At 38.8% G+C, this 13,102-nt stretch carries 13 protein-coding genes; 2 read left to right on the forward strand and 11 right to left on the reverse strand.

What is annotated here, in order from left to right; translation table 11 throughout:
• Positions 1–206 precede the first annotated feature (206 nt).
• From allB to QNN06_RS18495, 4 genes are all read right to left on the reverse strand, one after another.
• Positions 207–1,583 carry an allantoinase AllB gene (gene allB, locus QNN06_RS18480; protein WP_284035701.1) on the reverse strand — a complete coding sequence of 459 codons (1,377 nt, stop codon included), beginning with the start codon at positions 1,581–1,583 and terminating at the stop codon, positions 207–209.
• A gap of 44 nt (positions 1,584–1,627) precedes the next feature.
• Positions 1,628–3,031, reverse strand: a complete 1,404-nt coding sequence (locus tag QNN06_RS18485) for an NCS1 family transporter (RefSeq protein ID WP_284035702.1) — start codon at positions 3,029–3,031, stop codon at positions 1,628–1,630.
• A gap of 259 nt (positions 3,032–3,290) precedes the next feature.
• Positions 3,291–4,031 (reverse strand): maleate cis-trans isomerase family protein, encoded by a 741-nt coding sequence (locus QNN06_RS18490; protein ID WP_284035703.1) that lies wholly within the window; start codon positions 4,029–4,031, stop codon positions 3,291–3,293.
• Between the two features lie 41 nt (positions 4,032–4,072).
• On the reverse strand, positions 4,073–5,131 hold the full coding sequence (locus tag QNN06_RS18495; protein WP_284035704.1) for a carcinine hydrolase/isopenicillin-N N-acyltransferase family protein: 1,059 nt from the start codon (positions 5,129–5,131) through the stop codon (positions 4,073–4,075).
• A 137-nt stretch (positions 5,132–5,268) separates the two neighbouring features.
• On the opposite strand from QNN06_RS18495, the gene QNN06_RS18500 reads away from it, so the two are divergent.
• Entirely contained in the window at positions 5,269–6,174 is a 906-nt protein-coding gene (locus tag QNN06_RS18500; protein ID WP_213119356.1) for a LysR substrate-binding domain-containing protein, read from the forward strand.
• A gap of 78 nt (positions 6,175–6,252) precedes the next feature.
• On the opposite strand, the gene cshA is transcribed toward QNN06_RS18500, so the two are convergent.
• From cshA to QNN06_RS18525, 5 genes are all read right to left on the reverse strand, one after another.
• Positions 6,253–7,704: a degradosome RNA helicase CshA gene (gene cshA, locus QNN06_RS18505; protein ID WP_217036641.1), complete on the reverse strand. Its 1,452-nt coding sequence runs from the start codon at positions 7,702–7,704 to the stop codon at positions 6,253–6,255.
• Positions 7,705–8,098: 394 nt separating this feature from the next.
• Positions 8,099–8,299 (reverse strand): cold-shock protein, encoded by a 201-nt coding sequence (locus QNN06_RS18510; RefSeq protein WP_213119354.1) that lies wholly within the window; start codon positions 8,297–8,299, stop codon positions 8,099–8,101.
• A 226-nt stretch (positions 8,300–8,525) separates the two neighbouring features.
• Positions 8,526–8,795, reverse strand: a complete 270-nt coding sequence (locus tag QNN06_RS18515) for an HU family DNA-binding protein (protein WP_213119353.1) — start codon at positions 8,793–8,795, stop codon at positions 8,526–8,528.
• Between the two features lie 701 nt (positions 8,796–9,496).
• Positions 9,497–10,126, reverse strand: a complete 630-nt coding sequence (locus QNN06_RS18520; protein WP_284035705.1) for a hypothetical protein — start codon at positions 10,124–10,126, stop codon at positions 9,497–9,499.
• Positions 10,127–10,142: 16 nt separating this feature from the next.
• On the reverse strand, positions 10,143–10,739 hold the full coding sequence (locus QNN06_RS18525) for a hypothetical protein (protein ID WP_284035706.1): 597 nt from the start codon (positions 10,737–10,739) through the stop codon (positions 10,143–10,145).
• Positions 10,740–11,802: 1,063 nt separating this feature from the next.
• Here QNN06_RS18525 and QNN06_RS18530 point away from each other — a divergent pair.
• Entirely contained in the window at positions 11,803–12,378 is a 576-nt protein-coding gene (locus QNN06_RS18530; protein WP_284035707.1) for a hypothetical protein, read from the forward strand.
• A gap of 56 nt (positions 12,379–12,434) precedes the next feature.
• Here the strand turns inward: QNN06_RS18530 and QNN06_RS18535 are convergent, their stop codons facing one another.
• A complete protein-coding gene (locus QNN06_RS18535; RefSeq protein ID WP_284035708.1) occupies positions 12,435–12,755 on the reverse strand; it encodes a hypothetical protein in 321 nt (106 codons plus the stop codon).
• A gap of 153 nt (positions 12,756–12,908) precedes the next feature.
• Positions 12,909–13,076 (reverse strand): CPBP family intramembrane glutamic endopeptidase, encoded by a 168-nt coding sequence (locus QNN06_RS18540; RefSeq protein WP_349654917.1) that lies wholly within the window; start codon positions 13,074–13,076, stop codon positions 12,909–12,911.
• Positions 13,077–13,102 lie beyond the last annotated feature (26 nt).

The following is a 13,102-nucleotide window of genomic DNA, read 5'->3' on the forward strand; positions in this document are numbered from 1 at the left end:
TCTCGTAAATCTAACCGTTTCTTAAGGAAACAGTTAGATTTATTCCGTTAAATGGCCCGATTGTTGAATAAAAGCTAATGACGATTGATCACCATTTCTTAAGATGAACCCTGTAGAGTCGGCTCCGCTCTCTCTTACATCCTCACTCCATACAGAAATGGCGCAGGAATTCTTCCTACGCCATTCTACTATCACGATATATTGATTTAAATTTCTACTAAACTATTTGCGGAAAGATATTTCCCAACTGGTTGGCCAACGATCCCTTTTTCAAGATCAAATACAAGCTGTCCTCTTACGAAGGTTTTCGTGACACGACAATTAATTGTCCGCCCGAGATAAGGGCTGTGCGGATGACGGTAGTATAAATCTTCCTTCCTTACCTGATAGGATTGATTCGGGTCAAGCAGGATGATATCAGCATCTTTATCCAAATCAATACTGCCCTTTTGTCTCAAGTTAAATCTATTAGCCGGATTTGTGGCAATCAGTTGAGCAAAACGGTGAACAGATAGGCCGCGCTTCTTGACCGCTTCGTCAAACATTAAATCAACATTATTTTGACAGCCCGAGATGCCTCCGAAGATTTCAAAAATATTGTTGGTGTCACTTTGCTTCATTTCTGGCGGACACGGGGAGTGATCGGATGTTAGGAAATCAATTTTCCCTTCCAAAAGTGCTTCCCATAATTGATCCTGCTCTTCCTTTTCGCGTAATGGCGGAGCACATTTTGCAACAGGGCCGATTTTTTCAAAGGCTTCCAAATCCATCGTGAAATAGTGGGGACAGGATTCTAACGTTACATCCTGGCCTTCCTCGCGGGCTTTAATAATCTCCTCTACCGCTCGCCTGCTGCTGATATGAACAAAGTGGAGCTTGCATCCCGTTTCTTTTCCTAAAAATAACGCCTGGCTGACAGCATCAACTTCCGCTATAACAGGTCTTGACTCCACATAATCCCTTATTGTTACCTTTCCCTGTTTCATTTTATCTAAGGCATATTGATCTGTAAATTCAGCATTTTCAGCATGAATCGATAAAAAATGCCCCAATTCAGCCAATTTCTTCATGCCTTGATACAGTGTGAAGACATCCACGTTTTTAAAGTCACCGACTTCATCAGTGCCCGTTGTCGCCATGAAGCATTTATATGCGGCAACTCCCTCGTTGGATAGATCCTCGAGATCCTCGATGTTCCCAGGTACTAGTCCTCCGTACAGAGCGTAATCCACATAGGCTTTATTTTCTGCACATTTTAATTTACGTCTTAATGCTTCTTTATTCGTAGTCGCTGGAAGCCCATTTAATGGCATATCAACAATAGAAGTGGTTCCGCCGGCGGCCAAGGCTTTGGTTCCTGTTTCAAACCCCTCCCAATCTCTTCCCGGCTCAGAAAGATGAACATGGCCATCCACCATCCCTGGCATGACATATTGACCAGTTGCATCGACATATTCTTTGGCAGATTCGTTAATATGTTGGGATATCTCAATAATTTTGCCATTCTTAATACCGATATCCACTTTTTCAACAGAGTCCTTTAAAACGACACTTCCATTTTGGATCACCAAATCAAACTTCATTTCCCCTCATCCTTTCTATTATATTTCTGGTGAAATTTAATTTTCTATTTCTCAAAAATGGTTCCTTTTTTAAATACAGATTGTTTAAATCCATATTTATTCAACAAGTAGTAGGAAATTCCGCCCACCACTAATCCAATCGGCCAACCAAGATCGACGACAGTAAAGGCACTGGCTGCGCCAATGACCATGGCTATCACTGCAGCCATATTTAACCCGCTGAACTGACCATTCGGATTGTACAATTCATGAATATCTACCTTTTTCTTTCGTAATAGTATATAGTCAACGACTAATATTGCCGTAATTGGTGCTAAAAAGGCTGAATAGGTTAGGATAAAGATTCGGAGTCCATCTGATGAACCAGGCTGAATCAATTTCCAAGGGAAAGAAACCATTGCAAGCAAGCCTGCAATCACGACAGAAACTTTATATTTTACTTTTGTAAACAATTGAATGATGTAGGCTGCCGGAACAATGTTTGCAATCAGGTTAACAGCAACAGCTCCAAGAACAACGAAAACGGAAACGATGAACGTAATATAATCATTGTTAACAATTTTTGCGAACGCTTGAACAGGGTTCGCAAGGCCTGTTGCAGCAGCAAGCATAACGCCAAGACTCATGACCGTAAAATACGTTACCGTAACCGGAGTAAAGTACATGAAAAACCGTTTAGGAGCTGATACTCCTACTTTTAATTCACGTGAGTAATCAGATGCACTTAGAAAAAGCGCAGCGTAGTTTCCAAGGAAGGCCATTGTGAATGACCAGAATGGGAGCCCCCATGTTCCTTTTGCTTCTACCCAGGTTGAATGAATGACTGCACTATGGTCTTTTAACACTACTACAGCTGCATAAACAAATGAGGACATTAGGACGATTGCAATTAGAGAGTTCAACCACTTAATGGTGTGGAAACCTTTTAAAGATAAAACAATTTGGATGATTACAAGAATGACAAAACTAATAGGAATACTATTAATTTTTCCTCCCGTTGCAATTCTGATGATTTCACTTAATCCAGTTGCTCCGATCCATGACTGAAACCCATACCATACAATCGCAGGAACGCCTCTCAGGATGGACGAAAGAATGGCGCCCTTCATCCCAAACGCCATTCTTAAATGAATGACATATGGTACACCATTTCGATAGCCAAAACCGTCATTCATTAGAAAAGCAGCGCCGATAATTGTCGTTGCAATCAGTAATGACACCATTGTTTGCAAGAAATTCATGATTGCGGTTCCAGCCACAACCAATCCCGTTCCTATCGCCATATTACCTAGACTTACTCCATCCCCTGTGAACGCCAATCCAAAACTTAGTGGACTCATGATTCTTTTTTCAGGGTCATTTGGCCGTAAACTTTCTTCTACGCCTGTAATGTCATATCCTTGTGTTGGTTGACTTTCTTGATTTGGCTGAATTACTGGACTTGTCATCATAGCTCCCCCTTTATTTTAAAAAGTGATACTTATGACCAGATTGATGTTGAGAATTTCATTACCACCTGAAGTTCCCGTAAAATATGGGTTCTAGCTAGTCCATCCACACCACTTTCTAATGGCAACTCATTGATTCTTGTACGTGTTTATTCATACTAATAAAGCGTTTTCATTTCTTACTGCACCACCTGCCAAAAGAAGAGACTTGTTTGCTACTCTTCTAGAAATATAGATTAAGACCATCATGGTTTCACATTTATTCATTTACAGTTGCCCTAGAAAACAATTCTCCCCACCCTTTTACATTGGCAGGTTCTATATCTACCATTTTCAAGCATTCCCAAATAAGTACATTAATCGTGTCATACATTGGCAGTTTGTACTTTTCTTCATAATAGTTAACCTTAGCAACCGGAGGAAAATTCGTACAAACGATGCTTAAAGCATCAGCTGGAGATACAGTTACTTCCTTAATCTGTTCTTCAATTCTTTCCTGAGGCACCAAACTAAACGAACGATTGTGTGTAATATTAAGTCCGGAACTATTCACCGTTTCTATTCCACACTCATTCTTATATTGTTCCGCAATTAATCTATTAATTTCAGGAATATACGGAGTGACAAGGTGTACGGATTTAATATCATGCTCTTTGAACGCTCTTATTTGCGATAACATGGAAGTGGTTGCCGGGATTCCTGTCCTTTTCGTAATCTCTTCGCAAAGCTTTCGGTCTACATCAAAACCGATCCATCCTCCTGATGTTCCGTTCCATGCAATCACATCGACTTCGGCATGTGCCAGTAATTCTGCAGCCCTAAGCATGGGTTCCATATTGAATTGACTTAATGAATCCTGCTCCAGTGATATTTTCGTCACTTCGAAACGGCTATAATGACAAGTTACCTCAGGTACATCATGCAGCATTCTTGAGCAAATCGGCTCCAAAGCGGTATTCGATGATGGTGTCAGCATGCCAATTTTTTTAGGTTCTTTCATTTTGAATTCCCTCCTGTAATTTTTTATTACCGGCATCCAAATCATTTTTTAAAAAATAAAGCGCTCTCATTATTGCCAATTTTTCTTCCTAAATATCTAGCCCCGATTGGAGTGATGTTCCCAGCCCAATCAGTGTAATACCCTTCCTCCTCTAGTTCGGTTAGTACAAACGGTATCCATCTGCCCCAGGTGTTTTTATTTTCACCAAAGATAGCTGAATCAACATTATCCACTTCTCCATCTGGCCAGCCGTATGTATACCAGAAAGTAAGATTTTGTGGATCATATATCTCAGTACTGACTGTCCCGCTTTGAAGCCCATGATTGGAAATCGACTTTTCATGCGGTGCTCTTGGGTCAGGAGTGCGATCACTAATTAGTTTTTTCATCGTTTCTACATCAATTTGCGATGCGTTTTCTTTTAGGAGACTCATCGCTCGATGATAACGGAATTCAGAGGTATCAAAATGAATGGTATTTCCTCTTTTGCTATCATCGAGTGGTACCATCGGATCCGTTTCCCACCTATTGGCTCTTGCTGCTATTCCCAAGTCTTTACTCGTGAAGGTCTCGGCCACAGTAACCGTCTTATAGCCAACTTCTACAACAGCCATGTTCCCATTCCTATCCGCAAAAAGGTAATTTCCCTGAGTGCCGAATCCCTTTGGATTCTCTTTCACAAATGTGATGGCCTCATCGACCGTCGAAACCGTTGCTCCCATTTTTAAAAACCAATCCACAGCATGTAATTTTTCAGGATTTTCTCCTTCTTTAGGAACCACCCACGCTCTCGTCCAGGAAAAACCAGTTTCATTCATCCCCCTATCCGAACCGATATCAACCAGTTCCCCGGAAGGGTCTTTAATCAGGCAAGGGGTATGCACAAATTTATATCCCCCATCTTTTGGGATGGTGACAACGACAGGTTTCCTCGGGCCTTCAAGGTAAGGATTATCACTGGTAGATGCCAGAAACACACGCCTTCCAAGAGTCGCTGTACCAGTTGCTCCCATTATGGTGCAAGCAGCTAATACCGAGTGATCGGAGCCAAAAATAAGAAGAATGGCCCCTACTATTACTAGGTTTAAGATGATTTTCACTTTTCTCCCCCTTAACTTTAAAAATAATTGAATATTCAATTAATTGGATTATAATTAAAATTAAGTTATTACGGAAATACTGATTTTTTATATGTCCTATAAGTCAATGCTTATAGGTATAAGAAAGAGGGAATCCAATGGACATTGAGCAAATGTATCGTATTTTTTTAACTCTCTCGAAGGATAAGAATTTTTCTAAAGTAGCAGAAAAGTTACATATATCCCAGCCTGCTGTCAGCCAACATATTAAAAACCTAGAAAAGTTGTACAATGTTCCATTATTTATTCGCTCGAAAAATATTTCATTAACTCCTGCAGGCGAAACATTAGTAACCTATGTGGAGAAAATTCTCTCATTATATGACGAATCATTCCTTGCAACCCAAGAACAACAGACCAGTAATAACCCAATAAAAGTGGGGACAAGTTTAACGATTGGTACATATTTTCTTCCAAGGATTATCTCCCAGTGTAAGAAACAGATGATAGAAAATGTTATTCAAGTTAAGGTTGGGAGAACGAAAGAAGTTATTCAAAGACTTTTACATGATGAAATTGATGTGGGACTTGTCGTGGAGGAAATAAAGATGAATTCGCTGATAGAAGAATCATTCGCGGAAGACGAGATCGTGTTAATCCTCTCACCGGATCATCCTTGGGCGCAAGACGATGAATTAGGGATCAAAGAGTTGCTTGAGGCAAATTTCATTATTATGGAGATCGGTTCTCATAAGCTTGCGGAGAATACCTTGAGACAGCTTGGGATAGAATTTACCCCCTCGAATTCGATGGAAATCGGAGATACTGAGGCAATGAAACGTACAGTAGAAAATGGGTTAGGAGTAGGAATTTTATTCTATTCGGCTGTAAAAAGTGAAGTGCAAAAAGGTACCCTAAAAGTCATGAGAATTTCCGGACATAAAATGGTGCAAAAATTTTACTGGGTGACAAAACCTACCCTATGTGCGAATAAAAATGTCGATATGTTTAAGGAAATCATTTTTTCCAAGAATACACATGTTGCTTCTGTCGAAAAAAATTAATTTTAGTGTCAGTCCCCCGGTGCGTTAATGCTTTAATTCACCGGGGGACTGACCCCTAAATCCCCTGTATTCATTTTATTATGCTTTCTTTTTTCGAGAGGACATGGAAGTTTTCTTACGTTTGCTATTTCCCCCTTTTGCTCCAAATTCCATTTTCCCATTAGAGTGTCTCCTTGATTTCTCTTGGCCTTTTATTTTAGGCTTATTGGCATATCGGGGTGCTTCGGAAGTTAGCTGAACGGGAACATCCCTCTGTTCCTTGGACAACAGTTTCAAGGCAATTGAAACTAACGCTATGGAGTCGTATTGATCTAGCAATTCGCTTGCTGCACGTTTAAACTGTGTGTACTGCTCCTCTTCAACCAATTGCATCATCTTTTCTACTGCCGCTTGCTGTATAGACTCCCTTGCCTCTGCTACCGTCGGTATAGATTTGCGCTGGATCTTTCCTTTCGATGCTTTTTCAATACTGCGGATTTGTCCGGTTTCCCTCGGTGTAGCAAATGTAATAGCTAACCCAGTCTTACCTGCCCGCCCCGTTCTGCCGATTCGGTGAACATAACTTTCCGGGTCTTGAGGAATGTCAAAATTGTAGACGTGGGTAACCCCTGAAACATCAATTCCCCTCGCAGCCACATCGGTTGCAACTAAAATATCAATGTTACCCTCGCGAAATTTATTCATCACAACATCTCGCTGTCGTTGATTTAAATCTCCGTGCAATCCATCAGCAAGATATCCTCTTTTATTCAATGCATCACTTAATTCATCGACGCGTCTTTTTGTTCTTCCAAAAATTACCGCTAATTCTGGGTTATCCACGTCTAGCAGACGGCAAAGCACTTCAAATTTATCCCGTTCATTAACCTCATAATAAATTTGCTTTACAGTTGGAGAGGTAACTTCCTTCGCTTTCATCTTTACTAACTCTGGATCGTTCATAAACCTTTCCGCAAGATTTTGAATCGGTTTTGGCATGGTTGCGGAGAACAGCAAGGTTTGCTTTTCTTCAGGGGTCTCTTTTAGGATTCGTTCTATATCCTCCAGAAAGCCCATATCTAACATTTCATCAGCTTCATCCAAAACCACCACAGAGATGCGGTCTAACTTTAGCGTTTTACGTTTAATGTGGTCCAAAAGTCTTCCGGGTGTTCCCGTAATAATGTGAGGTCCCTTTTTTAATGCCTTAATTTGGCGATCTATCGACTGCCCTCCATATATCGGGAGAGAGGTTATGCCCATGTATTTCGCCAGTCGATTGATCTCTTCTGAAACCTGAATAGCTAATTCTCTTGTAGGTGCAATTGCAATCGCCTGAACATATTTTTTACTCGTATCCACTTTCTCCAAAATCGGTATAGCGAAGGCAGCCGTCTTTCCGGTACCTGTTTGCGCTTGACCAATAATGTCCTTACCCGTCAAAGCTATGGGAATGGCTTTCTCTTGAATAGGAGATGCTTCTTCGAATCCCATATCTGTAATCGCTCTTTGAATGGGCTCACTAATACCCATTTCATGAAATGTTGTCATATCAAAACCCCTTCTATGTGTTTACTATTTTTTAGATTGGACTAAACTCCTTGATTGAATGCACGTCTGTGTTGATTTTTACAAGCTAATTAGGAAAGTTAAGGAATGCACCCTCGGGTGTACGGTAAATTGAGGTACCTGATTTTGTAAGGTTCCCTTTTTCAAATGACAGTTGATAGGTTCGAGAAAAGTAAATAAAAAGAGCCAACTTTTCATTCATCCTATTTCAAATTAGGTAATTTCGTGATAGTATGCTACACTGAGTGTACCATTTGATTTACCGTTACATGTCCCCCACTCATTCGTGAGTGGGGTTTTTTTGTTTTTATTAAAAAAGAGGCTGTCCCAAAAGTGTAACTTTTAGGGCAAGCCTCTTTATTCGTTCTTCTTATAATTAGGCTTTGTGAACGTTTGAAGCTTGTGGTCCACGTTGACCTTGCTCTACGTTAAAAGTAACTTCTTGACCTTCTTCTAATGATTTATAGCCTTCACCTTGGATAGCTGAAAAATGAACGAATACGTCTTCTCCACCTTCACGTTCGATGAATCCAAAACCTTTTTCACTGTTAAACCATTTTACTTTACCTTTTTCCAATTTTGCTGCCTCCTATTGTGTAAAAATGCACACAATTGTTGAATGATAATAACCCCACCAAGATTTTTAAGAAATCTTGGTATGATTATATTATTATCTAGATAGATGAAAGTTTATTCAGTATAATTTGTTTAATATGAAGCCATCCAAGAAGGGAAGTTTAAGGAGCAAATGCTGATTTTCGTAACAACATGGCACATATCTTAAAATGTGATAACCCTTAAACCTATATTTTCTGTATTAATGACTTACTTGCCCGGAAAACAGGAACTTTGCCGGCTTGAATGATCGATTCTTCCCCCGTTTTAGGGTCGATACGAGTACGAGCTTCACGTTGACAAACTTCAAATTTACCAAACCCTAAAAGTGCAAGAGAATCTCCGCAAACTAATGATTGTGTGATGATATCGAATACTGCCTCTACAGCTGATTCTGCATCTTTCCTAGATAGCTCGGACTTCGCTGATACTGCATTTATTAATTGAGTTTTGTTCAAAAGTTATCCCTCCAATTTGTAAAAAACTCGCTTTTCTAGTGGTATTTAAAACCTCTCCAAACATAAAATTAGGATTCTTACCTAAAACAATGAAAGCCCTGCCTCTCTTTCATCCTTACGGCTCCTGGACCGTGCCAGTGTGAATGAGGATTATAAAACTCAAAAATTACTTTAATTAACTCATTCGGAAAATATCGATTTGTACGGAGAAAATAAGAAACAATCGATTATGAGGATATAAAGAGGTCCTTTAAAAATATGAGTTAAAGGAACTGGATAGCGATGGAAAAAAACTTAAGAAACGAAATCATTCAATATTTGTTACCTTTTTAAGGATACCACACTCTTTCTTATTTATCAAAAATTTCATAATATCATTAGTCTTCATTTTGTGTCAATGATTTTTCCCCGTTATGCTTTATGTATTTGGAGTAAAAACTTATGCAAAAGAAAAGGTTTGATATTGAAACGCTTAAGCTAATTAGATTTTATTTACTCCATATTTAATTATATAATGATCATCCCAAATTAGTGGATACCATCTGAAATTGGCTCAAATAGCAAACTTTTTTGGAATGTTAGGGTTCGAGAGTTAAACGAAAGTATAGAAATCTGGATCCCACAAGGATTTTTACTGCAAACTGTAAAGTGAAAAAAGCGAAGGCAGATCGATTTAATCGCCTTCACTTCCATTATTATTATTATTGTAGGTTGAAGAAAACCTGTCCATCCATAAGCTCTTCATAACGGAGCTGCGCCTTTTCTCCAGTTTTGACTAGTCCAGCAATATACCCTTCTTTCTCATTTCCTACGTACATTTCAAATGAAAAATCTGGATCTGTTGTACCATATGCATCGCCAGAATAGATGTCGCCACTCTCGCTGACCATCTTAAAATTCATGATTCCATCAATGTTAAAGGATAAATCTTGTGTTTTTGATTCTGTGAATTTTACTTTCGCTTTAACTACTACCCATTCATAACCTTCTGGTGCTGGCTCATTGAATTCGTTCATTGCTTTTAATGTTTGGAAAGCTGCGTCACCACGAGTGACTTCCTCCATCATTAAATCAAATTTGATGGGAAAAGACTCTCCCGCATTATTAAACAATTCATCATCTACAGTAGCCGTTTTTTGAAATGGGACCGGGTTGGTGCGGGAACCTAGTTTTGATACCGTTTGCTCTTGTTTCTTTTCTTCATTCTTCTTTGGCTGCTCTTGTTTTGCGGCGGCTGTATCCTTGACTGCCACATCTTTCGTGTCTTGCCCGCAGGCAGCTAGTGCAAGAATGATTACTAAGGATACTAGAAATAAACCCATCTTTTTCATGACTGTTTCCCCTTTTCTATTTTTTATCTAATGCATCTGGATAAACGATTTGGTCAAATACGTTTTGAGTCGCCTGGTCTTTAATGTTGATGGTAACTTTATATTCTTCCGGCTTAACTCCATTAAATAATTCATACATCATCCCAGACATCCCAAGACCCAGTGCGGCAAATCCATCAAAGCTGTTTTCGTAAGCTGCTTTGTCTACTATAAGAGTAAATTCAGAGAAATCATCCTTGTAAGTTATGTCTTTAATAGATTGAAAATCTTTGCCACTTTTGGTATCGTTGATCGTTTGGATGACAGTCGTTTTCATTTCCTGCATCATTTCTTTATGTTTTGATTTAGACATTTTATAGGTGACTGAACCGTCTTCATTTTTCGTTGCTGTAATACCCTCTTTTTGGGCATTTGCCACTACTTCGTCAACGTTCTGATCTTCAAACATGCTGGCTGGCAAAGTGATTGTGACACTTAATAGTCCTTTATCAACATTCACTGCCTCACTATTTGGTTTTTCTTTTTCCTTAGGTTGTTTATCTGTTTTTTCAGCTGAACATGAAACTAATAATAGCAACATAGCAGCTAGAAAAAGGCTTGTGATTTTTTTCATACTTTTTCTTTCCCCTTTTAATTAGTATTTTAAAAATGAATTAGATTAACAGATAAAGAGGGACAATCTCTTTATAGTGAATTTATGAAATAATAAGTTTTTCAAACCTATCCAATTTCATCCCTTTCTATTAAATTTCCAACCTGTTCCCTTTTTAACGCAAAAGAAAAAAACAGGCTTACCATAAATGGTAAACCTAATTTAAATCCAAAATTCCCCTTATCCTACATTGCTTCGCATAAGTTCCAAATAATCTAACGTTTAGATGTTTCTAGCCTATCTATACGCCTTTATCCTTGAAATCAGAAGTTCGGTTGCATATAACCTTTCAATGCGACCCAACTTTTGAAACCATCAGCAGTTCGGGCGCTTATAAACGTTCTATGCGACCATACTTTTGAAACCATCACTGGTTCGGGCTCATATAGCCTTTCTACGCGACCATACTTTTGAAACCATCAGCAATTCTGGCTCATATAACCTTTCTATAGGACCATACTTTTGAAATCATCACTGGTTCGGGCTCATATAGCCTTTCTATGCGACCATACTTTTGAAACCATCAGCAGTTCGGGCGCTTATAGCCTTTCTATGCGACCATACTTTTAAAACCATCAGCAGTTCGGGCGCTTATAGCCTTTCTATGCGACCATACTTTTGAAACCATCACTGGTTCGGGCTCATATAACCTTTCTATACGACCATACTTTTAAAGCCATCAGCAATTTGGGCTCATATAACCTTTCTATGTGACCCAACTTTTGAAACTATCACCGGTTCGGGCGCATAAAACCTTTCTATGCGACCAAAATGCTTGATAACATCAACGGTTTGGGCTCATATACCCTTTCTACGCGACCAATTGTTTTTTAGAAGCCAAATTGCGTCGGTCTTTTTTCATTAGTCCTACTTCCCATAATCCTAGCAACACTGAAAATTTTTTTATTTCAGCAGGTAGTGACACGCATCTCGGCATAAATATAATATGGCAGAGACCTGATTAAAAATTGATTATGGGGTGATTTATATAAAGGGGGAGCAAAGAGCTAAAGCAGTGCAGGAAATGGGCTCGAAGCGGTGGAAAAGAATCATAAGAAATTTTGGTATTTCCTTTATGGGAGCGCTGTTTACAGGGATTCTTTACGGGGTTTTATTGAGATTGGTGATGGGAATCATTGCGTTTTTCTTCCCGCATATGGCGAGTGGATTTCATTTATCCGGAACCTTGCTGCTCGTTGTTTTAGGGATTGCCGTTACCTTGGCCAACAGTATCCTTTATACGATTATTTTTCAATCCTCAAGAACGAGCTTGGTCCGAAAGGGATTTTACTATGGATTGTTAAGCTTGATTATTTTTGGGGTCCCAATGTTTTTGTCAAACCCAAACAACGAATTATTTGGGCCGCAAGCCCCATTAGGAATCTCGTTGTTTTCGGTATTGTTTTTTATAGGGGCTTTTATTCATGTTTGGTCCATCAATCGGATAACCAATTGGGTGAACCATTCAAATGGCATGTTGAAACTTGCTTATATAAGCTTTGCCATTCTTGTCATACCCGCGGCCGTCATGCTGTTTAATATGTTTCATGAGATATTTAATGAAATAATTCCAAAGATTATAGAAAACTTTTCATTGTAAAAATTAAACTGCACCCTAATATTGGGTGCGGTTCTTTTTGTCTTGGAAACTGGTTATTATATACCTTTTGGAAAATGAAAGATTACAAATTTTCTAGTCCACATTTCACTTGAAACTATGATTTCTCCTTGTTCATTTTGAAAAACAAAACCCGAACCTAGTTGTTCTTTAAAAAACCAGCCTTTCTCTTCCATAAAACTTTTTAAATTCTCATACGCTTTCCCTTGTTTCATTTCTGAAATATACCATTGGTAACTATCTTCCTCTGCGATTTTAACTATATTTCCATCCGATTTGTGAACCTTGTTTATTACTTCGGATTTTGAAACTGAATCAATCGGAAGCGAAGGGTAATAAACATCCTTCAGATAAATCAATAGGACTCCAAATAGGATTAATACAATAGAAATAGATTTAACCCATTTCCTCATGTGGAACACCTGCCTTTATATCGAGGGATGATACCTGTTTAAGGATATTTTATACCAGATAACAAGATACCTCCAATTATTTCCACAAAAGTTGATAAACTAGGCAGGAAAATGGATCAAGACGAACAGCAAGGAACAGTATTGATTTGCCTTTAAAAACTTAAGTGATTTAGCCATTTTTTGTAAAATAAATCCTCTAAACAATACTTCCTCAGGAAAAGGATAAATGAAGGTTGTCATCCAGCGTATTCCTAGATTAAGATTCATATTTGCCAGTTAGTAAATTGATGAGC

The sequence above is a fragment of the Neobacillus sp. 114 genome, assembly GCF_030127045.1.
Lineage (GTDB): Bacteria > Bacillota > Bacilli > Bacillales > Cytobacillaceae > Neobacillus > Neobacillus rhizophilus.